This window comes from Xanthomonas sp. MLO165, from assembly GCF_018831305.1.
Lineage (GTDB): Bacteria > Pseudomonadota > Gammaproteobacteria > Xanthomonadales > Xanthomonadaceae > Xanthomonas > Xanthomonas arboricola.
This window is the reverse complement of record NZ_CP029263.1, coordinates 306,917-332,466: the sequence shown is the minus strand read 5'-3', so window position 1 is coordinate 332,466 and position 25,550 is coordinate 306,917. Positions and strand designations below refer to the sequence as shown.

The window sequence follows — 25,550 nt, the reverse complement described above, 5'->3', positions numbered from 1 at the left end:
GCCTGAAGCAGCGCCGGCGCCAAAGTCAGCCTTGAATGCCCAAAAGGTAATATCACTTCCGGATTCCCCGACAGGCTTCACCCGACGGCCCGACCGTCGCGCCATCTGTGACGTGCCCGTATCCTTCCCGCGCATGACCGAGCCTGCCTTTCCGATCTCCCCCCTGCTGCCGCAGCTGTGCGACAGCCTGGCCGCCCATCCGCGGCTGGTGCTGGAAGCCCCGCCCGGCGCCGGCAAGACCACCCAGGTACCGCTGGCCTTGCTGGACGCACCGTGGCTGGCCGGCCGCAAGATCGTGATGCTGGAACCGCGGCGCGTGGCCGCCCGCAGCGCCGCCGTGTTCATGGCGCGCCAGTTGGGCGAGCCGGTCGGCGAGACGGTGGGCTACCGCATCCGCTTCGAGAACAAGACCTCCGCGCGTACCCGCATCGAGGTCGTCACCGAGGGCATCCTGACCCGGCTGATCCAGGACGACCCGATGCTGGAACACATCGGCGCGCTGCTGTTCGACGAATTCCACGAACGCCATCTGGCCGGCGACCTTGGCCTGGCGCTGGCGCTGGACGTGCAGGCGCAGGTACGCGAGGACCTGCGCATCGTGGCGATGTCGGCCACGCTGGATGGCGAGCGCCTGGCCGGCTTTCTCGACGCGCCGCGCCTGAGCAGCGCCGGGCGCAGTTTCCCGGTGGAGATCGCGCACTTTCCCGCGCGCCGCGACGAAGCGCTGGAACCGCAGACCCGGCGCGCGGTGGAACACGCCTTGTCCACCCATCCGGGCGATGTGCTGGTGTTCCTGCCCGGCCAGCGCGAGATCGCACGCGTGCACAGCGCGCTGCAGGACGTGCTGGACCCGGCGGTGCAGGTGCTGCCGCTGCACGGCGAGCTGTCGGTCGAGGCGCAAAGCCAGGTGCTGCAACCCGACCCGTCCGGCCGCCGCCGCGTGGTGCTGGCGACCAACGTCGCCGAGTCCTCGGTGACCCTGCCCGGCGTGCGCGTGGTCATCGACAGCGGGCTGGCACGCGAGCCGCATTACGATCCCAACAGCGGTTTCTCGCGCCTGGACATCGCCACCATCGCGCAGGCCTCGGCCGACCAGCGCGCCGGCCGCGCCGGGCGTGTGGCCAGCGGCTGGGCGTACCGGCTGTGGCCGCAATCGCAGCGGCTGGAACCGCAGCGGCGCGCGGAGATCACCCAGGTGGAGCTGGCCGGCCTGGCACTGGAACTGGCCGCCTGGGGCAGCGCTGCGCTGCGCTTCGTCGATACCCCGCCGGCCGGTGCGCTGGCCGCCGCGCACGAATTGCTGCAGCGGCTGGGCGCGCTCACCGGCAGCGGCGGCATCACCGCGCTGGGCCGGCGCATGCTCGCGCTGGGCACCCATCCGCGCCTGGCCGCGATGCTGGCGCAGGCTGGCGACGCGACACGCGTGGCGCTGGCCTGCGACCTGGCCGCCTTGCTGGAAGCGCGCGACCCGCTGCGTCAGGGCGGCGATGGACTGGCTGCGCGCTGGCGCGCACTGGCCGCATTCCGGCAAGGCCGCAGCGCGCACGATGCCAACCGCGGCGGCCTGGCCGCGATCGACAGCGCCGCCAAACAATGGCGCCGCCGGCTGCGCTGCGACAGCGCTCCGCCCGCCAGCGTGGAGGCGCACGCGCTCGGTGACCTGCTTTCGCACGCCTTCCCCGACCGCATTGCCGCACGCCATCCCAACGACCCGTTGCGCTACCTGCTGGCCAACGGCCGCAGCGCGCGCCTGTTCGACCACAGCGACCTGCGCGGCGAACCCTGGCTGGTTGCCAGCGAGCTGCGTTACGAAGCCAAGGACGCGCTGCTGCTGCGTGCCGCGCCGGTGGACGAAGGCTATCTGCGCCGCAGCGTGCCCGAGCGCTTCGTGCAGCAGGATCTGGTGCAGTGGGACGCGGACAAGCGCGCCCTGGTCGCGCGTCGGCAATCCAGCTTCGACCGCATCGTGCTCGACAGCCGCCCGGCCGGCCGCGTCGATCCGGCGCAAGCCGCCGGCGCGCTGACCGAGGCGGTGCGGCAGCTCGGCCTGGATGCCTTGCCGTGGACCGACGGCCTGCGCCAATGGCGGGCCCGCCTGCAGTCGTTGCGTGCCTGGATGACCGAGCTTGCACTGCCCGACCTGTCCGACGCCGCGTTGCTGGAGACACTGGACACTTGGCTGCGCCCGGCCTTCGCCGGCAAGACCCGCCTGGATGCGCTGGACGAGGCCAATCTGGGCGAGGCGCTCAAGGCCGCCCTGCCGTGGGACCGCCGCCAGCTGATCGACCGCCATGCGCCCACCCGCATCAGCGTGCCCTCGGGCATGGAGCGGCAGATCGTTTACGCCCTCGACCACGCCGAGCAACCGTTGCCGCCGGTGCTGGCGGTCAAGCTGCAGGAACTGTTCGGCCTGGCCGAAACCCCGCGCATCGCCGACGGCCGCATCCCGCTGACCCTGCATCTGCTCTCGCCCGGCGGACGCCCGTTGCAGGTCACGCAGGATTTGAAGAGCTTCTGGGTCACGACCTATCCGGATGTCAGGAAGGAGATGAAAGGGCGGTATCCCAGACATCCGTGGCCGGAAGATCCATGGACCGCGACTGCAACCCATCGGGCAAAACCGCGCGGCACCTGATGTAAGCCCCTCTCCCCTCGGGAGAGGGGCTGGGGTGCGGGTACGGTGCGAAGCCCTCGTTGTAATTACAACTGCACGTGGCTTCGCCCGTACCCTCATCCGCCCTTCGGGCACCTTACTGCCGGCGGGAGAAGCGACGTCAGCGTCGACACCGGCCAGGTCAGGCTTCTGCCACATCCACGTAGATACCGGATCCAGGTACACGCCGATCACAGCATCGCCCCGCATCATTACTTAACCGCAACCCAAACAAGCCCTGCCACCGCTAACACCGTCTATACGCAACAGCCCACACACTGCGGCCCACGTACTCAGAAAGGAAACGCCTCCAATGAGCAAGTTGACTGTGATCACCGAACGCGCCCTGGAGCGTGCCCTGGAACTGGCTGGCAATGCGGGCGACCATCTGCGTCACGCCGCCTCCAACGCTGGCGATCAGGCCCGTCATGCAGGCAGCAGCCTGCGTCATTTCGGTCCAGGCGCCAGCGAATGGTTGAAGACCGGTGCTGCCCTGGGTGCCGTGCGCACCGGCGGCAAGGTCGTCAGCAAAGTGGTCAAGCGCAACCCGGCCGTCACCGTGGCTGCTGCCGTCGCCGGCCTGGGCCTGATCGGTTATGCCGTGTATCGCAAGCGCCAGCGTGACCAGCAGGTGCTTGGCGGCAACGTCCACCGTCTGGACCGCGAACACGCCAGCAATGCCAGCGCACGTCGCGCCGCCTACCAGCGTCGCGGTGCGGTGACTCCGAGCGACGGCATCGAGTAAGCCGTCGTTCCAGGCACAAAACACGACGCCACGGCCCTGCGCCGTGGCGTTTTTGTTTGTGGACGGCGATCGATGCCACCGTTAAATCGCCAAGTCATCGACACCCACTCGCGTGGTCGAAGAATGCGGTACTACATGTGCAGGTCCGCGGCGATTAACGATCGCGTGTGATCGCGTTGCTTGCCCATAGCCGCGCGCTTGTCATTACCGCGCCTGTCCCGATCCGCGCCGTATTGCCGCATCGCAGGGTGGATCGGCCCCGCAGGCACGCAACCGCTGCATCTGTGCTCGCGTTACCAATCCTGCTGCTCATGCCGCATGAGCGGTTCTATAAGCAGCGCCGTCCAAGATGCATCGAGCTCAGCGCCGCGTGCGGTGCAGCGACCGCTGTACCGGATGCATCAGGCTCCGCGTCGCGTCCTACTTGGACGCGCGCCGCGCGTTTGTTCGATGCGCCACTGGCCCGGCGCCAGCGCATCCAGGGTCCAGTCGCCGATCGCCACGCGGATCAGACGCAAGGTCGGAAGGCCCACCGAGGCGGTCATGCGCCGCACCTGCCGATTACGGCCTTCGGTGATCTGCAGCTCCAGCCAGGCATCGGGCACGGTCTTGCGCACGCGCACCGGCGGATCGCGCGGCCACAGCTGCGGTGCCGGATCGAGCCTGCGCACTTCGGCCGGGCGGGTCGGGCCGTCGTTGAGCAGCACGCCATCGCGCAAGGCCTGCAGTTGCGCGGGCTCCGGGTCGCCTTCCACCTGCACCCAGTAAGTCTTGGGTTGCTTGTGGCGCGGGTCGGTCAAGCGATGCGCCAGTGCGCCATCGTCGGTCAGCAGCAACAGGCCTTCGCTGTCGTGATCCAGGCGACCGGCTGCATAGACGTCGGCCGGCAGGCCGAATTCGGCCAGCGTGCGCTTGGGCGGCTGCGAGCGGTCGCTGAATTGCGACAGCACGCCATAGGGTTTGTTCAACAACACCAACATGCCAATCCTGTTGCGCAAGGTCGTTGCAGGCCCCGCGCGTGGCGCGTGGGTCGTGCACCGGGTTGAAGAGGCGCGCCACCAGCGGCAGGCGATGTGCCGCTGCCTGCAACGGCGTTGCACGCTGAGCCGACGGCATCGCTACGCGGGGCGGTTCTGCATCAATGGCCTGCCGCATGCAAACCAGCGCAGCGTTGGTCTAACTGGCCATCGTTGCGCTGTCCGCGCCGTCCTTACGGTCGTGCAGCCGATTGCGCAGTCATCGCATGCCGCGCGTCATGCCAGCATCGACGCACCACAGCGTGCAGCACCCAAGACCCGCATGCCGACGCGCGTGCGTCGGCATGCAGGCCGCGTCTCACTGCTTGACGAACTTCAAGGTCATGCGGTCGCTCTCGCCGATCGCCTTGTACTTGGCATCATCGGCCTTGTCGTGATTGTTGCTCGGCGGCAGGGTCCACACGCCACCGGCATAGTCCTTGGTGTCGCGCGGGTTGGCGTTGACCTCGCTCTTGCCGGCGAGCTTGAATCCGGCCGCTTCGGCCATCGCGATCAACTGCGCCTGGCCGACATAGCCGCTCTTGTCGTCGGCCGGCACGTCGGCCTTGGCACGGTGCTCGACCACGCCGAGCACGCCGCCGGGCTTGAGCACCTTGTAGAAGCCGGCAAACATCGCCTCGGCATTGCCGGCCATGCGCCAGTTGTGCACGTTGCGGAAGGTCAGCACCAGATCGGCCGAGTTGTCCACGCCGAACGACGGCGTCTTGGGCACATAGGAAACGAACGACGGTTTGCCGTACACCTCCGGCTTGGCGGCAAACTTCTTCTCCAGCTCGTCGCGCCCACGTTGTGCCGAATCGCGGCCGCGCCCCTCCGGCACCGCCGCCGGGTCGACCACCGCAGCAACATACTTGCCCTTGTCGCGCAGGTACGGCGCCAGGATTTCCGAATACCAGCCGCCGCCCGGCGTGATTTCAATGACGGTCTGGGTCGGCTTGATGCCGAAGAACGCCAGCGTCTGGCCGGGATGACGATAGACGTCGCGCTGCACGTAGACGCGATCGCGCCAGTTGCCGTCGATGGCTTTTTGCAGCGCCGCATCGGGCGCCGGCAAGCTGGCGCTATCGGCCGGTTTGATTGCCATTGCCAGTGGCGCGCTCATCGCCACTGCCATCCCCACCACACATGCACACACCAGCTTGTTGCGGATCATCGCAGCGCCCTTTGCGGGAAAAAGTAGCGCGAGCCTAGCATGCGGCCCGAAGCCTGCCATGTGCACGGATCCGTACGCCGCATGACGCGCCGCACCAGGCGCGTCGGGCGACATGTTCAGACGACGTGAGTCGATGAGGGCGATCTGCGGAACGCTGAATCCACGCAGGTGTCACACGCAACATCGGCACGCATGACTATCCTGTCGGCAGTTCGAATCAGGAGCAACCGTGATGACCCACTCCCGCGCGCTAGGCCGCTCCGGCCTGCAGGTTCAACCGATCGTGTTCGGTGGCAATGTGTTTGGTTGGAGCGCCGACGAGGCGACCTCGTTCGCGTTGCTCGATGCCTTCGTCGATGCCGGCTTCAACCTGATCGACACCGCCGATGCGTACTCCGGCTGGGTGCCGGGCAATCGCGGTGGCGAGTCGGAAACCATCATCGGGCGCTGGCTCGCACGCAGCGGCAAGCGCGACAAGGTGCTGATCGCCACCAAGGTGGCCAAATGGAGCGAGCATCCGGGCCTGTCGCCGGAGAACATCGCCGCCGCGGTGGAAGATTCGCTCACCCGCCTGCAGACCGATGTGATCGATCTGTACCAGGCGCACGAAGACGACGAATCGATTCCGCTGGAAGCCACGCTGGCCGCATTCGGCCGCTTGATCGAACAGGGCAAGGTGCGCGCGATCGGCGCGTCCAACTACAGCGCCGCACGCCTGCGCGATGCCCTGGATATTTCCGAGCAGTACAAGCTGCCGCGTTACGAAAGCCTGCAACCGGAATACAACCTCTACGACCGCGCCGGCTATGAGGCCGAGCTGGAGCCGCTGGTGCGCGAACGCCAGCTCGGCGTGATCAGCTATTACTCGCTGGCCAGCGGTTTTCTGACCGGCAAATACCGCAGCGCCGACGACGCCGGCAAGAGCAGCGCGCGGGGTGCCTCGGTGGTCAAGCAATACGTCAATCCGCGCGGCTTGCGCATTCTGCAGGCGCTGGACGATCTGGCGGCCACCCACCGCGCCACGCCGGCACAGATCGCACTGGCCTGGTTGATTGCACGCCCCGGCCTGACCGCACCGATCGTCAGCGCCACCAGCGTGACCCAGTTGCACGATGTACTGGCCGCCGCGCAGCTGTCGTTGAGCGCCGATCAGATTGCACAGCTCGATGCCGCAAGCGCCCCCGAGCCGGCCGACGCAGCCTGACGCATCGGCTTGCATCACGCACGCAGTCGACCACGCGCGTCTTTCCGCGCGCAGCCGCCATCGCGGCTGCGCTCCCCCGGTCGCGCACGCGCGGCCCTTTCCGCAAGGAATCCCCCCATGACATCGATCACCAATCGCCGCATCGTGCTGGCCTCACGCCCGCACGGCGAGCCGAGCGCCGACAACTTCCGCATCGAGGATGTCGCCTTGCCGCCCACCGGACACGACCAGATTCTGGTGCGCAACCGCTTCCTGTCGCTGGACCCGTACATGCGCGGACGCATGGACGCAGGCCCGTCCTACGCCGCACCGGTGGAGATCGACGCGGTGATGGAAGGTGGCACCGTCGGCGAGGTGCTCGAGTCGCACCATGCCGGCTATCAGCCAGGCGACCTGCTGGTACTGCCCGGCGGTTGGCAGAGCCATAGCCTGCTCACGCCCACCGCGCCGTTGCGCAAGCTGCCCAAGGACGATGCCCTGCCGCTCAGCACCGCGCTCGGCGTGTACGGCATGCCCGGCTTCACCGCCTACGCCGGCCTGCACGAAATCGGCAAGCCGCAGGCCGGCGAAACCCTGGTGGTGGCAGCAGCCAGCGGGCCGGTCGGCGCCACCGTGGCCCAGCTGGCGCGTCTGCAGGGGTTGCGCGTGGTGGCCATTGCCGGTGGCGAGGAAAAGGTGCGGTATCTGCGCGAGGTGCTGCGCGTGGATGTGGCGCTGGACCATCGCGCCGACGACTTTGCCGAGCAGCTGCGCGCGGCCACTCCGGACGGGATCGACATCTATTTCGAGAACGTCGGCGGCAAGGTCTTCGACGCGGTATTGCCGCAATTGAACGACTTCGCGCGCATCCCGGTATGCGGCGTGATCGCCACCTACAACAGCCGCGGCCAGGCCTTGCCGGGGCCAGATCGCCTGCCGGAGTTCATGGGCCAGGTGCTGCGCAAGCGGCTGACCGTGCGCGGCTTCATCCAGCACGATTTCATCCGCCTGATGCCCGCCTTCCTGCGCGAGATGGGCCAGTGGCTGCGCGACGGCCAGATTCAGTACCGCGAACACGTCCTGCACGGGCTGGACAGCGCCCCGCAGGGTCTGATCAGCCTGCTGCGCGGCGAGAACTTCGGCAAGGCCGTCGTCGCACTGGACTAATGGCTCACAGCGCCCCCACGACATCAGCTTTTGCGATGCACGATTCCCCATTCCCGATTACCAAAGGAACACAATGACAGTCCCCGCATTCGGCCTCGGCACCTTCCGTCTCAAGGACCAAGTCGTCATCGACTCGGTGCGCAATGCACTGGAGTTGGGCTACCGCGCCGTCGATACCGCGCAGATCTATGACAACGAAGAACAGGTCGGCCAGGCCATCGCTGCATCCGGCCTGCCGCGCGATCAGCTATATCTGACCACCAAGATCTGGGTCGACAAGTTCGACCGCAGCGCCTTGCTGCCCAGCCTGCAGGAAAGCCTGCGCAAACTGGGCACCGACTACGTCGACCTGACCCTGATCCACTGGCCTTCGCCCAAGGATCAGGTGCCGATGCGCGACTATCTGGAAGCCTTGAACGAGGCCCGGCAGCAGGGCCTGACCCGCGCGATCGGCGTCTCCAACTTCACCATCGCGCTGATCAAGCAGGCCATCGAGATCCTGGGTGCCGAGGCCATCGCCACCAATCAGATCGAAGTGCATCCGTACCTGCAGAACCGCAGCCTGATCGCGTTCCTGCGCGAGCAAGGCATCCACGTGACCTCGTACATGACGCTGGCGGTGGGCGAGGTGCTGAAGGACCCGGTGATCCAGGCGATCGCCGCACGCCATGACGCCACCCCGGCGCAGGTCACCCTGGCCTGGGCACTGCAGCAGGGTTATTCGGTGATTCCGTCCTCGACCAAGCGCGACAATCTGGAGAGCAATCTCAAGGCGCAGACGCTGCGGCTGAGCGAGCAGGACATGGCCGAGATCGCCGTACTGGACCGCGGGCAGCGGCTGGCCAACCCGAAGGCCATCGCACCCGACTGGGATTGAGGTTCCGGCTGCAACGGGTCGGCGCTGTCCGGCCCGTGGCATCACCACCGCGACGACCGCTCGTCGTCGCGTGCTGGTTGCACGCGGCAGGCGCTGCTACGGTGCCGGGCACAGGGGGTAGTGTCGGCAACGGAGTCCTACCCATGCACAGCGCATCCGTCTTGACCCGCCGCAGCGTCGATCTCGACACCGAGATCGCCTACTGGCGCGGTGTCCACGCCGAAGGCCATCTGGGGGGCTACGCCTTCGCCGATTATGCCCGGCTACTCACGCTCGGCTACGACATCTATCTGGCCTATCCGCGCGCGACCGAGGCGCAGCTGTATCGCGTGCTGCAGGACGGCTATTACCACTATCAACCGCTGCTGTCGGTGCCCTGGGACCAGGCGCGCTGGATCGTGCGGCATGCGTGGCGGCATCTGGAGGAGGCCGCCGTCCGACATTGAAGACAAGCGTTCTGACATGAAGCCAACCCTTGGACGGCAGCACAGCCTGTGCAGCCGCGCAGCGCGGTCAGCTCACTGTCCCAATGCCATCGCCTGGCGGTCGATGCGGTGCTTGTCGGCCAGTGCCTGCATGCCCTGCAGGGTGGCGGCGATCAGGCTGGCATAGCGCAGCCGCCACAGCGTGGCGCGGTCGTTGTCGTCATGCGTATTGCCCAGGCCATCGAGCACCTGCGGCAGGCGGCGATCGGCCAGCGCGGAGGGGGCCAGATAGGGCTTCTCGGGTGCGATCACATCCACCGGCGCGCGCCAGTCGTTGGCAACCTGCTGGGAAATGCCCGCCAGGTGCGAGAGCTGGTGCATGCCGATCAGCGTCTCGTGCAGCATCTCGCGGCACGCCCACTGCCACAGCGCCACCTTCTCCGATGGGTCCTTGGCAATCTCGGTGAGTGCCAGATCAACCTTTTCGATGCGTGAGTCGAGCATTGCTGAGCTCCGATGCTGCTGTGCAACATAATTCACACCATACACCGTGAGAATCAAGTGAGCCAAACGTTTGCAGGATGTCGGCGCAACGATGCTCGACCCGGTTCACGTTTTACGTGGCGAGGCCCAGACGCCGCTACGGCGCCCCGACGTCCTGCCATAGGTCGATGTCACGCTGGGGCGTGGCCGCCGGGAACAGGCGCTGGCCGACGACTGCCGCGCGGTGAGGGTGGCGGTGCAGCGCAAGCGGACTTGCGCGCCTTGCGGCGGCCCAACGATTCGCTTCGGCCGGATGGCTACCGTGACCAGGTACGACACCGTGCGTGCAGGAATGCACTCATTACGTATCAGCCGACGGCATGCTGATGCTTGCTCCCCAACTACCGCTGGTTCAGAGCACCTCATCGCACACTGGTTGATGCCACCCCACGGCGATCGCACGGCGGCAGGCATGGCTGGGTCGGCTCGGTCATTGCGGTATCAGGCGAGCAGCCATTGCCGCAGTGCATCCGACACCGCCTGCGGCTGTTCCAGCGGCGACAGATGGCCACACGCAGGCACCTGCACCAGACGCGCGTGCACTGCAAGTGCGGCCATTTCCTCGTGCAATGCGGGCGGGGTGATCGCATCGTCCTGGCCGCACAGCACCAGCAGCGGGCCGGCATAGGCGCGCAGCAGCGCGCGGCCGTCTTCCCGCTCCAGCCGGTTCTGCCGCAGAAACACCTCCACGCCCAGCCGCTGGGTCATGCCACGCACCCGCTCCAGCAAGGCCTCGTCCTGCCAGCGCGAGGGATGCACGTAGTGCCGCAGCAGCCGTTCGCCGAATCCGTGGAAGGCACTGGCGCCACGCACGCTCGCTTCCTGCGCGCGCCGTTGCGCCGCACGCTCGGGCGAATCGGCACGTGCGGAGGTATCCAGCAAGGCCAGCCGCTCCACGCGCTCCGGCGCGATACGCAGGATTTCCTGCGCGACGTAGCCACCCAAGGAAAATCCTGCCAGTGCAAACCGCGGAGGCATCTGCGCCAGCAGCTGTGTCGCCAGCGCGCGCATGCTCTCGCCCTGGGTGATGTCGCCGACCACGCAGTCGGCAAGCTCGGCCAGGGCCACGCGCTGCGCCTGCCACAGCTGCGCATCGTTGAGCAGACCGGGGAGCAGCAACAAGGTGGGACGCGTTGCGCTCATGCGCAGGAAAGTCTGATCGGGATCGCAGAAGCAGGCACTGTCATCGCAACAGTGTGCCGCGCGGTGACGCGCATCGCCAGCGCGTGCGTGCGCACCCGGACGCGGGTGCATCGGCTCGTTGGCGTGTCTTGCGTCCATGCCAGGTCGCGCTGACACAGCGACGCCGGCTGCCTGTGTTCTTCAGGGCAGCGCTGCTGCTGCAACAAAAAAACGGCCCGACGCAGGCGCCGGGCCGTTTCTGACTCCACCACGTGTTACGCGTGGTGGTGCTGGCGTGGATCAGGCCAGGGTCAGGGTGACGTCGATGTTGCCGCGGGTCGCGTTGGAGTACGGGCAGACCTGGTGGGCCTTGTCGACCAGCGACTGCAGTTCGGTCTGGTCCATGCCCGGCACTGCGATGCGCAGTTCCACGGCAATGCCGAAGCCGCCCGGAATCTGGCCGATGCCGACGCTGCTGTCGATGCTCACTTCGCCTGGCAGCTTGAGCTTGTCCTGCGCCGCGACAGCCTTCATCGCGCCGATGAAGCAGGCGGCGTAGCCGGCAGCGAACAGTTGCTCCGGGTTGGTACCGTCGCCGCCGGCGCCGCCCAGCTCGCGCGGGGTGGACAGCTTGGCATCCAGCGCCTTGTCGGAAGACACGGCGCGGCCTTCGCGGCCACCGGTGGCAGTGGCGTGGGCGGTGTAGAGGACTTTTTCAGGTGAGGCCATGGTGGTTCTCCAGAATGAGCGCTGTCAGCGCGTGATGTAGCTGAATAGTTGACGATTAAATCGTGTACGACATGTTGCAAGAACGTGCGGACCTTAGGGGGCCGGCTCACCCCGTGCCGAGATTTGAGCGCAGCGTTTCCAGTTGCTGCTTGAGTTGACGCAATTCGTCCAACGAACACGCCGAGGCGCATAACACCTGCTCCGGCACCGCCCCGGCCTTGGCGCGCAGTGCGCGGCCGGTATCGGTCAGCGCAATGATCACCTGGCGCTCGTCGCTGGCGGCGCGCGTGCGGGTGACCAGTCCAGCAGCCTGCAGACGCTTGAGCAGCGGGGTCAGCGTGGCCGAGTCCAGGTACAGGCGCTCGCCGATCTCCGACACGCTGCGGCCGTCGGTTTCCCACAGCACCAGCAGCACCAGATATTGCGGATAGGTCAGGTCCAGCGTCTTCAGCAGTCCGCGGTAGAGCTTGTGCATCGCCAGGTTGGCCGAATACAGCGCAAAGCACAGCTGGTTGTCGAGCTGCAGCAGCGCATTGGTCCGGGCGGTGGTGGCTGTGGCGGTGTCCATGGCTGCAATTTACATAGGGCACTATTTAATTGCAAGCGATTTTTTATCTGTCGCTTTTGCGGGGGCTGGTGGCCGCACCACGGCCGCGCGCGACTGCACGGCGCGAGGACTCAGGTGAACTGGATGAAGAAATGTCCCGCCGCAACGCCGTCGCCCAGCTGCCTGGCGCGCTGGTCTGCAAACAGATAACCGGTGCCGTCACCGAACAGGCCGGCGTAGCCGGGATCGACCCGGCCCAATTCCGCCTCTACAAACTGGGCAAGAAAGTAGTAGCGCGGGCTCGTATAGATCGGGTCCTGCAACCAGCATGGTCGGCCGAGTTGTTTGCTCATTCCTGCGCCGCTGTCTTCATCTTCCAGCTCTTCGGCCATGTCGTGGTCGCCAAATGGCTGCAGCCCGATGAAATGACGCCCGAGCAACCGCGCACTGTCACCGACGCACACCTCCTGCGCGGCACGTCGATGCAGCAGCACCTTGCTGTGGCCCTGCGCGAGCTTGTCGGACTCACCTTGCTGGTTGACGGCGAGCCTACGCAGCGACGACCGGCCATCCGCGCTGCCGGGCCGCTCGATCGAGGCGAAGACCGTCAGCACCATATCGTCGGGCAGATAGGCCGTAGGTAGAAACAAGCCGGTGAGCATGACGATGGGCAGCATCGGTCGGCCGGTCGATGGATCCATTGGCCAGAGCGCTGCATCGTGCAACCAAGCACCGCCGCCAAACTGGCCCAGGCCGCCGTCCTGATCGGTCACAACGATCTTGTGCAATCCGGGGCCGGGCCGCGTCTGCATGTCTAGGCCCGATGTGCGGTGGCCAGATACTCGGCGCTCTGCATCTCGATCAGGCGCGAGGCGGTGCGCTCGAAGGCGCCGGCCAGGCGCTGGCCGCTGTACAACGCGGGCGGGGCGTCCTGCGCGGTGCAGACCAGGTTGACGTGGCGGTCGTACAGCTCGTCGATCAGATTGACGAAGCGGCGCGCGGCGTCCTCGTTCATGCGGTCGAAGTGCGGGATGCCGCCCAGCAACACGGTGGTGAATTCGCGCGCGATCTCGATGTAATCGCCCGGGCCACGCGGGCCCTCGCACAGCGCGGCAAAATCGAACCAGGCGATGCTCTTGCCGCGCGCGCGCACGGCAATCTTGCGCGCCTCGATTTCGATGTTGCCGCTGCGCGGCTCGGAATTTCCGCTCAGCTCGCCCCAGCGCTGCGTCAGCCACGCGTCGGCCTGCGCATCCAGGGGCGCGCGATACACCGGTGAGCGCGTCAGCGCGCGCATGCGGTAATCCTCGGTGCCTTCGGCATAGAGTTCCACGCAGAATTTCTGCAGCAGGCCGATCGCCGGCATGAAGCTGTCGCGCTGCAGGCCGTTGGCGTAGAGGTTTTCCGGCGCGGTGTTGGAGGTGGTCACCAGGGTCACGCCTTCGGCGAACAGGCGTTCCAGCAGGCGCGCCAGCAACATCGCATCGCCGATGTCGGTGACGAAGAATTCGTCCAGCACCAGCACGCGCAGGTTCTCGCGCCATTGCTGCGCGATCTTGGCCAGCGGATCGCTTTGCCCGGCATGCTCGCGCAATTGTTCGTGCACGCCGCGCATGAAACGATGGAAATGCGTGCGGTACTTCTGCTTGATCGGCAGCCCGTCGTAGAACAGGTCGACCAGGAAGGTCTTGCCGCGCCCCACCCCGCCCCAGAAATACAGGCCGCGCACCGGCTCGGGCTTCTTCCAGAACGCCGACAGCCGATCCAGCCAGCCGTCCTGCGCGCTGTCCACCAATGCCTCGTGGATACGGTCCAGTTCCGCCAGGGCCGCCTGCTGCGCGGGGTCGGCGCGCCAGTCGCCGCGTTGTACGCCGGCGGCGTAGCGCTGCGACGGGGTCATCTCACTCATCGTGTTCTCCGCGGGCCGGCTGCTGCCTTGCCCGCTCAACGGCGCATCGCCGGGCGATACGCATGGGCCCTGCCGCGGTCAGACGGCGGCCGGCAACCAGCGCCGGACACCATGCTGGATTGCACCGCGCAGGTCGATCAATTTGCGGTGGAAGAAGTGGCTGGTGTCGGGCATGCGTACCAGCTCGGGCTGCTGCTCCAGGGTCTCCAGCCAGTCATACACCGCCTGCGGGTCGACGATTTCGTCGGCATCGCCCTGCACCACCAGCCACTGTGCCGGCGGCTGCATGTCGCTGAAATCCCAGCGCCCGGCCGGCGGCGCGATCGAGATCAGCACCTGCGGTTCGAGCGAGCCGGCGGCGCGCAGCGATACATACGCCCCGAAGCTGAAGCCGGCCAGCCACAGCGTGTCGCCCGGGCGCTGGCTGCGCACCCATGCAGCGACCGCACGCAGGTCGTCCTGCTCGCCATCGCCATGATCAAACGCACCGGCCGAGTTGCCGACACTGCGGAAATTGAAGCGCACCACGGTGATCCCCAACTCGCGCAGCGCGCGCGCAGCCATGGTGACGACCTTGTTGTGCATGCTGCCGCCCTCGGTGGAGAGCGGGTGGCAGACGATGGCGGTGACCGGTTGCGCGGCAACGTCCGGCTCGGGCAGATCGACCGCGACATCGAGCGGACCGACCGGCCCGTCCAATGTCAGTGCGGCCGATTCGGTGGGGAATAAGGGATTGGACATACCGTCATAATAGCCGCCCCGCCGGCCGCGTTCATCGCCCTGCCTGCACACTTCGTTGCGTTGCCCATGCATTTTCTGCTGTTTGCCGTCGTTTGCAGTGTCCTGGTGTCGGTGGTTCTCAAGCTGCTGCCGCGCTATCGCCTGGATGCTGCGCAGGCGATCACCTGGAACTACGCCACCGCCGCACTGCTGGCGTGGCTGACCCTGCATCCGTCACTGGACACGCTGCGCGCGCCGACCACGCCCTGGCTGGCACTGTTTGCATTGGCGGTGGCGCTGCCCTCGATCTTCATGCTGCTGGCACGCGCGGTCGCCACCGCCGGCATCGTCCGTACCGACATTGCCCAACGCCTGTCGCTCCTGCTCTCGCTGGCGGCGGCTTTCACGCTCTTCGGTGAACCGGTCAATGCCTGGAAGCTGACGGGACTGGGCCTGGGTCTGCTGGCCATCGTCTGCATCCTGCAACGGCCACGGCAGGGCGCCGGTGCGGATTCGGCCCCGACCTCGATCGGATGGCCGTGGCTGGCAGGCGTGTGGATGGGCTTTGCCCTGATCGATCTGTTGCTCAAGCACATCGCACAGGCCGGTACGCCTTCATTGACGTCATTGACGCTGTGCTTTGCGCTGGCAGGTGTGCTGATGCTTGGCCTGCAAGTCGTTCGCCGGGGCGGTGTCGCGCGCCTGAGCTTTCGCAACCTGCTCGCCGGCGTGCTCCTGGGCGCGCTCAATTTCGGCAACATCCTGTGCTACGTGCGCGCCCATCAGCTGCTGCCACACAGCCCGGCCACCGTCTTCGCCAGCATGAACCTGGGGGTGGTCATCCTGGGAGCGCTCGTCGGCAAGCTGGGGTTCGGCGAACGCATCGGCCGCCGCGGCTGGGTGGGGCTGTTGCTGGCGGCGCCGGCAATCGCAGCGATCGCCTGGGGCATGCGGCTGGGCTGATGGCGGCATTCGGCCGGCGCGACGCCGGTTCGCCACTCGCCTCGAAGGGGCAGCGCTGGAGATCATGCGTGCAGTGACCCAAGGGGGGACTGTGATGCGCATGGGTCAGTTGTTTGGCAGCCGTCATCGCGTCGCAGTGTGCTCACTTCGGCGCCTAGATCCGTCGCCGCCCTCCTCACGTCGCCGGCCTGGACGACGGCTCTCGTTGCCAGTCTGCCGAAAAAACAAGAGCACATCGCAAGGCAAGCGACAACGGCTACCGCGGAAGATCCGGACAGCGCCGTTGCCTGTGCGCGCTGTCCGGAGGCCGCAGGTGAGGCATGCGATACACCGCCACGTGGCGGCACATCCGCACGCCGCACTGCAGATGCAAGCCTGCGGCAGATTGCATCCGGAACCAGGCGCGAACGGATGTCGACAGCGCGATCCAGGCCGCCATCAGCGCTGCCAGTGCGGAAACGGATCGTCCAGCAGTTGCCATTGCGCCGGGCCCTGGCGCAGTTCGTGATCGCTGAGCAGGCAGGCATCCAGCGCAGCGCGCGTGCGCGGCGCGTCCATGTCCACGCCGATCACCGCCAGCTCCTGGCGACGGTCGCCCCACAGTGGGTGCCACAGCCGCTGCATCGCGGCGTATTCGCTGGCATCGCCAACCTCGTGCGGTTGCGGCAGCGGCGCGGTCCAGCATTGCGTCTGCTGACGCTGCCAGCCGATATCGGTATACGGCAATGGCGTGATGCTGGTCTGCAGCGGCTCGCCGATGGCATGCGCATCCACGCGATGGCGTGCGGCAAACCAGAAGCCCGCTGCATTGGTCTGGGTCGCGCCACCCACGCTGGACAATTCGCCGACCCAATCCATGCGGCTGGCCAGCCAGAAAAATCCCTTGCTACGTATCACCTGCGGCAGCCCGCCTTGCACCATGCGCGCAAAACGCTGCGGGTGAAACGGCCGGCGGGCGCGATAGACGAAGCTGCTGATGCCGTATTCCTCGGTCTCCGGCGTGTGCTGGCCGCGCAGTTCCTGCATCCAGCCCGGCGCCAGCTGCGCACGGGTGAAATCGAAGCGGCCGGTGTCTAGCAACTGGCGTAGCGGCACCTCGCCATGCACCGCGTCCACGATCGCCGCCTCGCGATTGAGCGCACGCAACACCGCACGCAGGCGTTGCAGCTGCTGTGCATCGATCTGATCGCACTTGCTGATCACCAACACGTCGGCAAATTCCACCTGTTCGCCCAGCAACTGCACCAGCCCGCGGCTATCGTCCGGGCCGGCTTGCTGGCCGAGTTCGGCCAGCGTGGCGGCCGAGCCGAAGTCCTGCAGGAAGCGGCTGCCGTCCACCACCGTCACCATGGTGTCGAGCCGGGCGATGTCGGCCAGGCTGAAGCCGTCGGCATCACGCACCGCGAAGGTGGCCGCCACCGGCATCGGCTCGGCGATGCCGGTCGATTCGATCAACAGATAGTCGTAGCGCTTCTGTTCGGCCAGCTTGCGTACCTCCTGCAGCAGATCGTCGCGCAACGTGCAGCAGATGCAGCCGTTGCTGAATTCCACCAATGTCTCTTCGGTGCGTCGCAAGGCCGCGCCGCCCTCGCGCAGCAGCTGCGCGTCGATGTTGACCTCGCTCATGTCGTTGACGATCACCGCCACGCGCAGGCCGTCGCGGTTATGCAGGATGCGGTTGAGCAGGGTGGTCTTGCCGGCGCCGAGAAAGCCGGACAACACGGTGACGGGGAGGCGTGAATCGCGCTTGGGGGACAGGGGCATCCTGAGAGCCTGGCTGGAGTGAAGTGTTACTATATAACATTCGTTCGACAGGACACCCCCCGATGCGCGTTACCGCTTCCGTGCTGGACAACTCGGCCATCGCCTTATCCAGCCTGTGCCTGCTGCACTGTCTGGCGCTGCCATTGCTGGCCGCTGCACTGCCGCTGCTGGGTGCCTGGAGCCGGGCCGAATGGGTGCATGTGGTGTTCGCCACGGCCGCCGTGCCGCTGAGCGGCTACGCGCTGTGGAGCAGTCATCGCCGGCATGCACTGCCCGCGCCGGTGTGGGCGCTGGCGGTCTTCGGCCTAGCCGGCCTGGTGCTGGGCGCCAGCGGGGTTGCCGGCGGCAGTTGGGAAACCCCGATCACGGTGACCGGTAGCCTGCTGCTGGCCAGCACGCACCTGCTCAACCTGCGGCTGCGCCGCCGCGCCGGGACGTGCGCCAGCTAGCGCGCTATAGCGAAAAACCCAGCAGCACCGGGTCGTGGTCGGAACTGCGCCACGGGCCGGGCAGATTGCGCTTGGCATAGCCGGCATCGTCCATGACATCGGCGTTGATATGCCATTCCACCGCGCCGCGCAGTTGCTTGGCCATCGCCGGGCTGAGCAGGGCGTGGTCGAGCCGCCCGCTCATGCCATCGTAGACGTAGCTGTAGGGCTGCTTCACGCCGGCCACCGCAAAGGCGTCCTGCCAGCCGCTGGCGCGCAGGCTGCGCATCGGCGTTTCCATCGCGTAGGCGTTGAAATCGCCCAGCAACACAGCCAGCTTGGTCTGCGCGCCGGTGGGGTCGGTCTGCAGCCACTGGTGCAGGCGCTTGGCCGATTCGGTGCGGGTGGCGTTCCAGCAGGCCTGGCCGTCGCGCTGGTCGGCATCGGCGCCGCTGGCGCTGCCGCAGCCCTTGGACTTGAAGTGATTGGCGACCACCACGAAGGTTGCCCCGCGGGTGCTGCGAAACGCCTGCGCCAGCGGCACCCGGCTGTGGCTGTCGAACGGCCCGCCGGTCAACGTGGCCGGCTTGCCAACCGGCGTGACCTGCGAACTGCGGTACACGATGCCGACCCGGATCGCGTCATCGCCCGGGCCGCTGCCGGTGTCGACGAACTGCCAGTCCTTGTCCTTGTCAGCCGCGTTGAGCGCGGCGACCAGTTGCGCCACCGCCGCATCGGCGTCATTGCCATCGTTTTCCAGCTCCATCAACGCAGCCACATCGGCGTGCAACGGCACGATGGTGGACACCAGCTTGGTCAGTTGCGCCTGGAACTGCTCGTGCGTGCGCGCACCGCGCTTGGTCGGAAAGCCGCCGCCGCGGCCATTGCCGTTGAAGAAGTTCTCCAGATTGAACGAGGCGATACGCAGGTCGCCGCCCACCTGTGGCGCCACCGCGGTCGGCATGGCCGGCAGCGTCAACGGACTCAGTACCTGGATGCGGTAGTTGCCGTCGTAGCGCTGGTCGACGATGCCGTCGACCGACTTGAGCAGGCTGCCGCTGCGCAGCACCGGATCGGCCGGCAGATAGGCCACCGTCTTGGGGCTGCGGCCGTTGCGCGCGTCGTCCAGCAACACCTGGCGACGGGCGTTGTCGGCCTGCACCTGCGCGAAGGCCGGAGTGCCGGCGGCGGCCACTTCGCTGGGCTGCCACAAGCGCCCGCCGAACGCGGCGACCAGCTCGCCATAGGTGTCCAGACGATCGCTGCCGTTGAGCGTCAGCGCAGCGATGCGCACGTGCTCGCCTTCCAGCGCTTCCCAGTTGGCCGGCGGCCCGCTGAGCATGCGCACCGGCACCGGCTGGCCGCTGGCCAGTCGCTCGATGCTGCTGGCATCCACCGTGGTCAGGCTCGCCTCGCCGCCTGCCGACACCTCGCGCACGGTGCCGACGATGCGCACGCGGTCGCCCACCGCCACCTCGGCATTGCCGGCACCGGTGACGAACAGACCGTGCGAGCGCCGCGGCTCGAAGCCGGGCTGCTGCACGAACAGCCCGGCCAGACCGGTACGCGTATCGGCGGTGACAATGCCCTCCACGTCGACCACACGGCCGTCGTAGGGGCTACGGGTGTCTTCGCCTTGCACGTCGGCGATCGACAGACGTTGCGGCGCGCCCTCGGCGGCACTGCCCAGCAGTGGCGCCAACAGACCGATCACACCGAGCACAACCAGCGAGCAACGCGACATCGACACACTCCAGAAAGACGTAGACCACATGCAAGCGCCGCCCCGAAGGCGGCGCGCGAGAACCGCGACAGGCTAGCAAAACGTTGCGAGTGGCGACCAGCTGCTGCGTGGGTAGCGTGGCCGATCTACAGATGCCGGTAACTGCAGGCATTCCCCGAAGCACTTGCGCCGGCCCGGGCGTCCAAGGCTGACGTTGTCGTGCAAGCACGTCGTGCAGCGAGTGCAAACGCTCGCGCAATGGGTGCTGGCCTACAAAAGCTAAAGCGTGCTCCAGCGCGTGCAAGCCTGGCGATTGACCGGTCGACGCACCCGCGCACGGCGCGCGCTGCCACCTGGCTGCACACCGACCGCTCGTGTCAGCCGCCTGCTGCGCTGCAGGCGCTTACTTCAGATTGCTCAGCATCCAGTCGACCGTGGCCCGCACCTGTTCTTCGGTCAACGCCGGGTTGCCGCCCTTGGGCGGCATGATGCCGCCATCCGGGCCGGTGTAGCCCTCGATCGCATGCTTGTACAAGGTGTCCTTGCCCTGGGCGATGCGCGCGTCCCAATGCGCGTGGTCCAGCGTCGGCGCCTTGCCCACGCCGGTGGTGTGGCAGGCGGTGCACAGGTTGTCGAAGATGGTCTTGCCGTCGGTGCTGCCGCCGTAGGCGGACTGCGAGGCGGCCTTGGCCAGCGCTGCCGCCTGGGCTGCGGCCTGTGCGGACGCGCCGGTGGTGCCGGCATAGACCGCGCCGGCCGGGGCGATGCGTTGCTGCACGCGCTTGGCCGCGGTGGGGGAGACTTCGTCGGGAATGGCGCGTTGCAAATAGGCTGCCAGGGCAATCAGGCCCAGGGTGATCACCACCAGTAGTCCGATCACCATCGAGAATTTCTTCAGGAACTCGAGGTCGTAATTCCGCACGCGCTCACCCCTGGCTGTTGGTCGAAGACCTCTGCTAGCGCCGGAGTATAGAGCACAGTTCGCGCCCGTCTGGCCAGTGTGCATGACCGTGATTGCAGCGGTGTGCGCTGCGCCCTGGCGCGCTATGGGTCTTGCAGGCACGCCGGTCCGCGCAGCCCGATGAATTGCCGCAATGCCGCATGAGACGTTGGTCGCGCTTGAGGGAATTGCGTATCATTCCCATCAATCCACGGTGATGCGGTCCTCGCCTCGCCCGGTCCCGCTGACGAGGAGTCGCCGCGATGAAGTCCTTCCTGCTGTCCTGCCTGGCCTTGGCCAGCATCAGTCTGTCTGCCCAGGCCCACGAGATCTGGATCGAGCGCGACGGCAGCGGTCCGGTGCGCATCTACTTCGGCGAGCCGGCGCAGGAGGCCCTGGATCACGGCGAAGACGAGATCAAGCGCGTGGTCAAGCCGACCGTGTTCGGCAGCGCCGGCAAGGCTGGCGCCCTGCAGCGCGGCAGCGAATTCCTCACCGCGCCGTTGTCCGGCACCGGCGATGCCTGGCTGAGCGATGACAGTGTGTTCGAGCCGTGGAAGGGCGAGGCCGGCGGCTTCGAGACGGTGAGCTACTACGCGCGCGCCGGGCGCGCCACGCCCTCGGCCAAGCTCGATTTCGAACTGGTGCCCACCGCCGCCAACAGCAACACGCTGACCGTGCTCTATCGCAACAAGCCGCTGCCCAAGGTCGAGGTGACGGTGATCGACCCGCAGAAATGGCAGAAGACGCTGACCTCCGACGCCAAGGGCCAGGTGACCCTGCCCACGCTGCGCGCCGGCCGGCACATCCTGGTCGCCACCAACAAGGAGCCGGTGAAGCGTGAGATCGCCGGCAAGCAGGTGTCGATGATCCATCACATCAGCACGTTGACCTTCCTGGCCGAGTAAGTCGGCCACACGCCTGGCTGATCCGATGTCCACCGCACCGTCCCTGCCGCTTCCCTGGTTCAGGCGTCCCTGGCTGGGCGTGCTTGGCCGCACGCTGGCGGCGATGTTTGGCGGCTATGCACTCGCCAGCGCCACCAATCTGCTGCTGGCGCTGGTCCTGCCGATGCCACGCAGTGAGGCGGTGTTGACCAGCATGCTGGTCGGCATCGTGGTGTGCGCCTGCGCGCCGCTATGGGCCTTCGCCACCGCCAGCGTGTGGCGCGCCTGGGCCGGCATCGCGGTGCCGGCGGCGCTGATGTTCGCACTGGCCGCATGGCTGCAACGGGGCGTGGCATGAAGCAGGGATTCCGCCAGTCGATGGCGTGGCTGCATACCTGGACCGGTCTGCTGGTCGGCTGGGTGCTGCTGTTGATCTTCATGGGCGGCACGGCGAGTTATTACCGCGACGAAATCAGCCGCTGGATGCGCCCGGAATTGCCCACCACCACGGTGAGCAACGCAACCGCGCTGCGCAGTGCCGAGCAGTATCTGCAGACGCATGCAGCCGATGCGCAGAGCTGGAACATCACCTTGCCGGACACGCGCAATCCGGTAGTCAGCATGTACTGGCAAAACCCTGCGCCAGCCGATGGCAAACCGGCCAGCCGCCGGCAGATGTACGGCACCGCCATCATCGACCCGGCCACCGGCAGGGAAATCGCCGCACGCGACACCCTGGGCGGCGAATTCTTCTACCGGCTGCATTTCGATCTGCATTATCTACCGGTGATGTGGTCGCGCTATATCGTCGGTTTCTGCGCGATGTTCATGCTGGTGGCGATCATCAGCGGCGTGATCACGCACAAGAAGATCTTCAAGGATTTCTTCACCTTTCGCCCGGGCAAGGGCCTGCGCTCGTGGCTGGACTTCCATAACGTCAGCGCGGTGACCGCGTTGCCGTACCACGCGATGATCACCTACACCGGCATCGTGACCTTGATGTTCATGTACCTGCCGTGGGGCATCAAGGCGCAGTACCCCGACAACGAAATGCGTTTCTACGAAGAGTCCGCCAACCGGGTGGCCGATACGCGAAGCGCCTCCGGCACGCCGGCGCGCATGCTGCCGCTGGAACAATTCGTGGCGCGTGCGCGCAGCGACTGGCGTGGCGGCGAGGTGGGCAACGTGGCGGTGTCGCTTCCCAACGACGCGCATGCGGCGGTCGGCGTCACCCAGCGCGCTGGCAACCTCTCCACCGATGCGCCGTCCATCCTGTTCGATGCAATCACTGGACAGCGCCTGCAGCGCAGCGGGCCGCCGGGCGGTGCCAGCCAGACGCGTGGGGTGATGGTAGGCCTGCATATCGCCCACTTCGCCGGGCCGTGGATGCGCGCGCTGTTCTTCGGCTCCGGCTTGCTCGGTTGCCTGATGGTGGCCAGCGGCGTGGTGATGTGGGCAGTGAAGGAACGCCCCAAACACCTGAAGGCCGGGCGCATCGGCTTCGGGCTGCGGTTGGTGGATGCGCTCAACATCGGCACGGTCGCCGGCCTGCCGATCGCCTTTGCCAGTTTCTTCTGGGCCAACCGCTTGTTGCCGGTGGGCCTGGAGGGGCGCGCGGCGATGGAGGCCAATCTGTTCTTCGTCGCATGGGCCACCGCATTGCTGGCCGCGTTCGTGTGGCCACGGCGCGCGATGTGGAGCTGGCAGCTGTATCTGGGTGCGGCCTTGTTCGCGTTGGTGCCGGTGGTCAATGCGATCACCACCGATGTGCATCTGGGCGTGACGTTGCCGGCCGGGCAATGGACGCTGGCCGGGGTCGATCTGGTCTGCCTGTTCCTTGGCGTGTCCCTGGGGATCGCGGGATGGCGCCTGCAACACTGGAGGGCGCCGCAACCGGCATCGGCACGACGTGCGCGCGCCACTGCCGCCGCGTCTGCGCAGGGCAGCGTGCCGATGCAGGAAAGCGCATGAGCGTGTGGCTGTTGCTGGCGCTGAATTTTTCCGGATTCGCCGCGCTGTGCCTGGCGATGGACAAGCATCAGCAGGAAGTGCGTGGCCGCACGCTTGGCGCCGCGCGTTCGCGGCAACTGCGCGTGCTGGGTTGGCTGCTGTTGCTGCTCACCTTCGGCCTGGCGGTACACGCGCAAGGCTGGGGCATCGGCCCGGTGTTGTGGCTGGGCACATTGACCGGCGCTGCCGCGCTGCTGTCGCTGTGGCTGCTGCCGTATCGGCGTGGGTTGATTCTGCCTACGGCTGTGGCCGCGCCGGTGCTGGCGGGTGCGCTGCAGCTGTTGCTGGGTTGAAGGACCTCGCTACGCCTCGATCGGCGGATCGCCCCAGCTACGCCCATCGCGCGGCAGGCGGCCATCGTCGAGCACGCGCAACACGTCTTTGGGCTGCAGCATGTCCAGAAACAGCACCACGTTGATGCCCTCCGGCAACGCCATGCTGGGAAAGATTACGCCCGGTATCTCCGCCTCGCGCAGCATGTCGCCGAGCACCCAGCTCACCGGTTCGATCTTGTTGACCAAGGCCTTGCGCCAGTCCTCGGTCCAATCGGCCCAGAGCGGATCCCAGCCTGCATCGAGCAGGCGCAGATCGGCCAACGCCGGCAGCTCGGCGGCGTAACTGACCAGGGTCAATGGCGGCAGGAACAGCGCGGCCTGCGCGTATTCGGCGGCAGCGGTTTCCAGTTGCAGCGATAGATACAGCGCAGGCTGCCCGAAACGATTGAAGCGCCCGCCCGAGCGTGCCGCACCGGCGCCGCTCAGCGGTTCGGCGGCCCAGCGCGGAGTGAAGGCGCGATACAGCGTGCAGTGCGCCGGGGCGCTCAGCTTCAACCGGCGGCCCCCGAGGCGACGGTGCGCAGATAGGTCAGCGCATCGTCGGTACGGCCCTGTTTGACCACTTCCAGCAAGGTGGCGAATTCGAACGCGGGGATCGGGGTGTTCTTGAGGTGGAACACCACCTGGCGTTCGTCCGGCTGGAGCTGCGTCATCGCCACCAGCAGGCGCGACAGGTTGCGTAGCAGGTCCTGCACGCGCGGGCTTTCCGGATGCACGCGCAGGCTGTTGCGATGCACACCCGCCAGCTCGGCCAGCTCCTGCTGCGACAGATCCAGCAGGCCGGCCATGGCCGAGGGCGACAGGATGGTGCTATCCGGTACGCGCAGGCGTTCGGTCAGGGCCAGGGGATTGAGAACGGCGACCATCGCACGACTCCAGCAGGACGAGTGCACAGTATATGCACAGTCAGCAGCACCCATACAGCCCAGCCGGACGCTCAGTCAGTGCACTGTCAGCCCGTCGGCTGGTGCGCTCCCACCGCGCGCAGGCAGAACCCGCAGATCGCCTCGACCAGTTGCTCGCCCTGCTGCGGGTCGCCGCGACTGGGGGCGATTGGTCCCACCAGCGCTTCGGTGAAGGCGCCGACGATGCAGGCCGCCGCCGCGTCCAGCGACTGCGACGGAAACTCGCCAGCCGCCACGCCTTCGGCAAGCAACTGACGAAACACCTCTCCAAACAGGCGCCGGCCACGGATGCGCTCGGCGTCCACCTCGCTTTCCACCGGCTCGGCGATGAAGGCGTACGCCAACGCCGGGCCGGCCAACGCGCGCCGCACAAAGGTGGCGATCGCATTGCGCAGGCGCTCGGCAGCGCTGGCCCGGGTGGTGGTGATGGCGCGCAGGATGGTCATCTCGCGCTGCACTGCCGCGTTGAGAACTTCCACGAAAAGCTCGGCCTTGGACGGGAAGTGGCGATAAATCTGCCCGGTGGACACGCCGGCGGCAGCGGCGACGGCGGTCACCGGCGCATTGCGGTAGCCGCCTTCGGCGATCAGGGCGCGGGCCGCGTGCAGGATGCGTTCGCGATTGCCGGCCAGGCGTTCTTCCATCAGGGCGGAGCGTCGATAAGCCATGGTGTGATTCTGGGTTCAATAGTTGAATTTTAGTTCACTTTTTCATTGCGGACCGCTAGGCTGCGCACAAACGCCGTGCGGCCTGCCCGCTCCCACCCGGCACATCCCGATCCCTGC

At 67.0% G+C, this 25,550-nt stretch carries 27 protein-coding genes; 12 read left to right on the top strand and 15 right to left on the bottom strand.

Annotation, left to right across the window (positions count from 1 at the left end):
* Positions 1-133 precede the first annotated feature (133 nt).
* Positions 134-2,635 (top strand): ATP-dependent helicase HrpB, encoded by a 2,502-nt coding sequence (hrpB, locus tag DGN21_RS01445; protein WP_215825087.1) that lies wholly within the window; start codon positions 134-136, stop codon positions 2,633-2,635.
* A 331-nt stretch (positions 2,636-2,966) separates the two neighbouring features.
* Entirely contained in the window at positions 2,967-3,398 is a 432-nt protein-coding gene (locus tag DGN21_RS01440; RefSeq protein ID WP_016903604.1) for a hypothetical protein, read from the top strand.
* A 401-nt stretch (positions 3,399-3,799) separates the two neighbouring features.
* Here DGN21_RS01440 and DGN21_RS01435 read toward each other — a convergent pair whose 3' ends face one another.
* Together DGN21_RS01435 and DGN21_RS01430 are read right to left on the bottom strand one after the other, a co-directional pair.
* Positions 3,800-4,378, bottom strand: coding sequence for a pseudouridine synthase (locus tag DGN21_RS01435; RefSeq protein ID WP_102580176.1), 579 nt, complete (start codon positions 4,376-4,378; stop codon positions 3,800-3,802).
* 355 nt (positions 4,379-4,733) lie between these two features.
* Positions 4,734-5,588: a class I SAM-dependent methyltransferase gene (locus tag DGN21_RS01430; RefSeq protein WP_024938993.1), complete on the bottom strand. Its 855-nt coding sequence runs from the start codon at positions 5,586-5,588 to the stop codon at positions 4,734-4,736.
* A gap of 232 nt (positions 5,589-5,820) precedes the next feature.
* Here DGN21_RS01430 and DGN21_RS01425 point away from each other — a divergent pair, with 232 nt between their 5' ends.
* From DGN21_RS01425 to DGN21_RS01410, 4 genes are all read left to right on the top strand, one after another.
* Positions 5,821-6,792, top strand: a complete 972-nt coding sequence (locus DGN21_RS01425; RefSeq protein ID WP_215825086.1) for an aldo/keto reductase — start codon at positions 5,821-5,823, stop codon at positions 6,790-6,792.
* Positions 6,793-6,909: 117 nt separating this feature from the next.
* Complete coding sequence (locus DGN21_RS01420) at positions 6,910-7,938, top strand: NADP-dependent oxidoreductase (RefSeq protein ID WP_024938995.1); 1,029 nt, start codon at positions 6,910-6,912, stop codon at positions 7,936-7,938.
* Positions 7,939-8,011: 73 nt separating this feature from the next.
* On the top strand, positions 8,012-8,815 hold the full coding sequence (gene dkgB, locus DGN21_RS01415; protein ID WP_102580173.1) for a 2,5-didehydrogluconate reductase DkgB: 804 nt from the start codon (positions 8,012-8,014) through the stop codon (positions 8,813-8,815).
* Between the two features lie 143 nt (positions 8,816-8,958).
* Positions 8,959-9,261 carry a hypothetical protein gene (locus DGN21_RS01410; RefSeq protein WP_024938997.1) on the top strand — a complete coding sequence of 101 codons (303 nt, stop codon included), beginning with the start codon at positions 8,959-8,961 and terminating at the stop codon, positions 9,259-9,261.
* 72 nt (positions 9,262-9,333) lie between these two features.
* On the opposite strand, the gene DGN21_RS01405 is transcribed toward DGN21_RS01410, so the two are convergent.
* From DGN21_RS01405 to DGN21_RS01375, 7 genes are all read right to left on the bottom strand, one after another.
* Complete coding sequence (locus tag DGN21_RS01405) at positions 9,334-9,744, bottom strand: hypothetical protein (protein WP_047124556.1); 411 nt, start codon at positions 9,742-9,744, stop codon at positions 9,334-9,336.
* 480 nt (positions 9,745-10,224) lie between these two features.
* Positions 10,225-10,926 carry an alpha/beta fold hydrolase gene (locus DGN21_RS01400; protein WP_184432496.1) on the bottom strand — a complete coding sequence of 234 codons (702 nt, stop codon included), beginning with the start codon at positions 10,924-10,926 and terminating at the stop codon, positions 10,225-10,227.
* 279 nt (positions 10,927-11,205) lie between these two features.
* Positions 11,206-11,634: an organic hydroperoxide resistance protein gene (locus DGN21_RS01395; protein WP_215825085.1), complete on the bottom strand. Its 429-nt coding sequence runs from the start codon at positions 11,632-11,634 to the stop codon at positions 11,206-11,208.
* A gap of 106 nt (positions 11,635-11,740) precedes the next feature.
* The gene (locus DGN21_RS01390) at positions 11,741-12,202 is read right to left on the bottom strand and encodes a MarR family transcriptional regulator (RefSeq protein ID WP_046345362.1); all 462 of its coding nucleotides are present in this window, start codon (positions 12,200-12,202) and stop codon (positions 11,741-11,743) included.
* A 110-nt stretch (positions 12,203-12,312) separates the two neighbouring features.
* Positions 12,313-12,954 (bottom strand): hypothetical protein, encoded by a 642-nt coding sequence (locus tag DGN21_RS01385; RefSeq protein ID WP_252374678.1) that lies wholly within the window; start codon positions 12,952-12,954, stop codon positions 12,313-12,315.
* 41 nt (positions 12,955-12,995) lie between these two features.
* The gene (gene zapE, locus DGN21_RS01380; protein WP_026064606.1) at positions 12,996-14,090 is read right to left on the bottom strand and encodes a cell division protein ZapE; all 1,095 of its coding nucleotides are present in this window, start codon (positions 14,088-14,090) and stop codon (positions 12,996-12,998) included.
* 78 nt (positions 14,091-14,168) lie between these two features.
* Positions 14,169-14,831: an alpha/beta hydrolase gene (locus tag DGN21_RS01375; protein WP_065033153.1), complete on the bottom strand. Its 663-nt coding sequence runs from the start codon at positions 14,829-14,831 to the stop codon at positions 14,169-14,171.
* Between the two features lie 66 nt (positions 14,832-14,897).
* Between DGN21_RS01375 and DGN21_RS01370 the strand changes: the two genes are divergently transcribed.
* The gene (locus DGN21_RS01370) at positions 14,898-15,773 is read left to right on the top strand and encodes an EamA family transporter (protein ID WP_184432500.1); all 876 of its coding nucleotides are present in this window, start codon (positions 14,898-14,900) and stop codon (positions 15,771-15,773) included.
* Positions 15,774-16,211: 438 nt separating this feature from the next.
* Here the strand turns inward: DGN21_RS01370 and DGN21_RS01365 are convergent, their stop codons facing one another.
* On the bottom strand, positions 16,212-17,537 hold the full coding sequence (locus DGN21_RS01365; protein WP_215825084.1) for a GTP-binding protein: 1,326 nt from the start codon (positions 17,535-17,537) through the stop codon (positions 16,212-16,214).
* A 62-nt stretch (positions 17,538-17,599) separates the two neighbouring features.
* Here DGN21_RS01365 and DGN21_RS01360 point away from each other — a divergent pair, with 62 nt between their 5' ends.
* On the top strand, positions 17,600-17,986 hold the full coding sequence (locus DGN21_RS01360) for a MerC domain-containing protein (protein ID WP_054592074.1): 387 nt from the start codon (positions 17,600-17,602) through the stop codon (positions 17,984-17,986).
* A 4-nt stretch (positions 17,987-17,990) separates the two neighbouring features.
* On the opposite strand, the gene DGN21_RS01355 is transcribed toward DGN21_RS01360, so the two are convergent.
* Both DGN21_RS01355 and DGN21_RS01350 read right to left on the bottom strand, forming a co-directional pair.
* On the bottom strand, positions 17,991-19,709 hold the full coding sequence (locus DGN21_RS01355; RefSeq protein ID WP_126965447.1) for an ExeM/NucH family extracellular endonuclease: 1,719 nt from the start codon (positions 19,707-19,709) through the stop codon (positions 17,991-17,993).
* Between the two features lie 382 nt (positions 19,710-20,091).
* Positions 20,092-20,610, bottom strand: coding sequence for a c-type cytochrome (locus DGN21_RS01350; RefSeq protein ID WP_016902056.1), 519 nt, complete (start codon positions 20,608-20,610; stop codon positions 20,092-20,094).
* A gap of 281 nt (positions 20,611-20,891) precedes the next feature.
* On the opposite strand from DGN21_RS01350, the gene DGN21_RS01345 reads away from it, so the two are divergent.
* The 4 genes from DGN21_RS01345 to DGN21_RS01330 are packed head-to-tail and all read left to right on the top strand — an operon-like array spanning position 20,892 to position 23,818.
* A complete protein-coding gene (locus DGN21_RS01345; RefSeq protein WP_104543290.1) occupies positions 20,892-21,536 on the top strand; it encodes a DUF4198 domain-containing protein in 645 nt (214 codons plus the stop codon).
* A 25-nt stretch (positions 21,537-21,561) separates the two neighbouring features.
* Complete coding sequence (locus DGN21_RS01340; RefSeq protein ID WP_024939006.1) at positions 21,562-21,873, top strand: DUF3649 domain-containing protein; 312 nt, start codon at positions 21,562-21,564, stop codon at positions 21,871-21,873.
* Positions 21,870-23,486 carry a PepSY-associated TM helix domain-containing protein gene (locus DGN21_RS01335; protein WP_160954784.1) on the top strand — a complete coding sequence of 539 codons (1,617 nt, stop codon included), beginning with the start codon at positions 21,870-21,872 and terminating at the stop codon, positions 23,484-23,486. The genes DGN21_RS01340 and DGN21_RS01335 overlap by 4 nt, the downstream gene beginning before the upstream one ends.
* Positions 23,483-23,818 carry a DUF3325 domain-containing protein gene (locus DGN21_RS01330; protein ID WP_016902052.1) on the top strand — a complete coding sequence of 112 codons (336 nt, stop codon included), beginning with the start codon at positions 23,483-23,485 and terminating at the stop codon, positions 23,816-23,818. The genes DGN21_RS01335 and DGN21_RS01330 overlap by 4 nt, the downstream gene beginning before the upstream one ends.
* 9 nt (positions 23,819-23,827) lie before the next feature.
* Here DGN21_RS01330 and DGN21_RS01325 read toward each other — a convergent pair whose 3' ends face one another.
* The 3 genes from DGN21_RS01325 to DGN21_RS01315 all read right to left on the bottom strand — a co-directional run bounded on the left by DGN21_RS01325 (position 23,828) and on the right by DGN21_RS01315 (position 25,433).
* Positions 23,828-24,355: an RES family NAD+ phosphorylase gene (locus DGN21_RS01325; protein ID WP_160954785.1), complete on the bottom strand. Its 528-nt coding sequence runs from the start codon at positions 24,353-24,355 to the stop codon at positions 23,828-23,830.
* The gene (locus DGN21_RS01320; RefSeq protein WP_164738862.1) at positions 24,352-24,726 is read right to left on the bottom strand and encodes a DNA-binding protein; all 375 of its coding nucleotides are present in this window, start codon (positions 24,724-24,726) and stop codon (positions 24,352-24,354) included. Before DGN21_RS01320 ends, DGN21_RS01325 begins: the two co-directional genes overlap by 4 nt.
* Positions 24,727-24,812: 86 nt before the next feature.
* Positions 24,813-25,433, bottom strand: coding sequence for a TetR/AcrR family transcriptional regulator (locus DGN21_RS01315; RefSeq protein ID WP_126965451.1), 621 nt, complete (start codon positions 25,431-25,433; stop codon positions 24,813-24,815).
* Positions 25,434-25,550: the final 117 nt, after the last annotated feature.

Coding starts and splice junctions, on each gene's coding strand:
- DGN21_RS01440 (WP_016903604.1), top strand. CDS start 2,967: ATGAGCAAGTTGACTGTGATCACCGAACGCGCCCTGGAGCGTGCCCTG.
- DGN21_RS01405 (WP_047124556.1), bottom strand. CDS start 9,744: ATGCTCGACTCACGCATCGAAAAGGTTGATCTGGCACTCACCGAGATT.
- DGN21_RS01355 (WP_126965447.1), bottom strand. CDS start 19,709: ATGTCGCGTTGCTCGCTGGTTGTGCTCGGTGTGATCGGTCTGTTGGCG.
- zapE (WP_026064606.1), bottom strand. CDS start 14,090: ATGAGTGAGATGACCCCGTCGCAGCGCTACGCCGCCGGCGTACAACGC.
- DGN21_RS01340 (WP_024939006.1), top strand. CDS start 21,562: ATGTCCACCGCACCGTCCCTGCCGCTTCCCTGGTTCAGGCGTCCCTGG.
- DGN21_RS01410 (WP_024938997.1), top strand. CDS start 8,959: ATGCACAGCGCATCCGTCTTGACCCGCCGCAGCGTCGATCTCGACACC.
- DGN21_RS01375 (WP_065033153.1), bottom strand. CDS start 14,831: ATGTCCAATCCCTTATTCCCCACCGAATCGGCCGCACTGACATTGGAC.
- DGN21_RS01335 (WP_160954784.1), top strand. CDS start 21,870: ATGAAGCAGGGATTCCGCCAGTCGATGGCGTGGCTGCATACCTGGACC.
- DGN21_RS01400 (WP_184432496.1), bottom strand. CDS start 10,926: ATGAGCGCAACGCGTCCCACCTTGTTGCTGCTCCCCGGTCTGCTCAAC.
- hrpB (WP_215825087.1), top strand. CDS start 134: ATGACCGAGCCTGCCTTTCCGATCTCCCCCCTGCTGCCGCAGCTGTGC.
- DGN21_RS01420 (WP_024938995.1), top strand. CDS start 6,910: ATGACATCGATCACCAATCGCCGCATCGTGCTGGCCTCACGCCCGCAC.
- DGN21_RS01435 (WP_102580176.1), bottom strand. CDS start 4,378: ATGTTGGTGTTGTTGAACAAACCCTATGGCGTGCTGTCGCAATTCAGC.
- dkgB (WP_102580173.1), top strand. CDS start 8,012: ATGACAGTCCCCGCATTCGGCCTCGGCACCTTCCGTCTCAAGGACCAA.
- DGN21_RS01320 (WP_164738862.1), bottom strand. CDS start 24,726: ATGGTCGCCGTTCTCAATCCCCTGGCCCTGACCGAACGCCTGCGCGTA.
- DGN21_RS01330 (WP_016902052.1), top strand. CDS start 23,483: ATGAGCGTGTGGCTGTTGCTGGCGCTGAATTTTTCCGGATTCGCCGCG.
- DGN21_RS01365 (WP_215825084.1), bottom strand. CDS start 17,537: ATGCCCCTGTCCCCCAAGCGCGATTCACGCCTCCCCGTCACCGTGTTG.
- DGN21_RS01370 (WP_184432500.1), top strand. CDS start 14,898: ATGCATTTTCTGCTGTTTGCCGTCGTTTGCAGTGTCCTGGTGTCGGTG.
- DGN21_RS01425 (WP_215825086.1), top strand. CDS start 5,821: ATGACCCACTCCCGCGCGCTAGGCCGCTCCGGCCTGCAGGTTCAACCG.
- DGN21_RS01345 (WP_104543290.1), top strand. CDS start 20,892: ATGAAGTCCTTCCTGCTGTCCTGCCTGGCCTTGGCCAGCATCAGTCTG.
- DGN21_RS01395 (WP_215825085.1), bottom strand. CDS start 11,634: ATGGCCTCACCTGAAAAAGTCCTCTACACCGCCCACGCCACTGCCACC.
- DGN21_RS01315 (WP_126965451.1), bottom strand. CDS start 25,433: ATGGCTTATCGACGCTCCGCCCTGATGGAAGAACGCCTGGCCGGCAAT.
- DGN21_RS01390 (WP_046345362.1), bottom strand. CDS start 12,202: ATGGACACCGCCACAGCCACCACCGCCCGGACCAATGCGCTGCTGCAG.
- DGN21_RS01360 (WP_054592074.1), top strand. CDS start 17,600: ATGCGCGTTACCGCTTCCGTGCTGGACAACTCGGCCATCGCCTTATCC.
- DGN21_RS01430 (WP_024938993.1), bottom strand. CDS start 5,588: ATGATCCGCAACAAGCTGGTGTGTGCATGTGTGGTGGGGATGGCAGTG.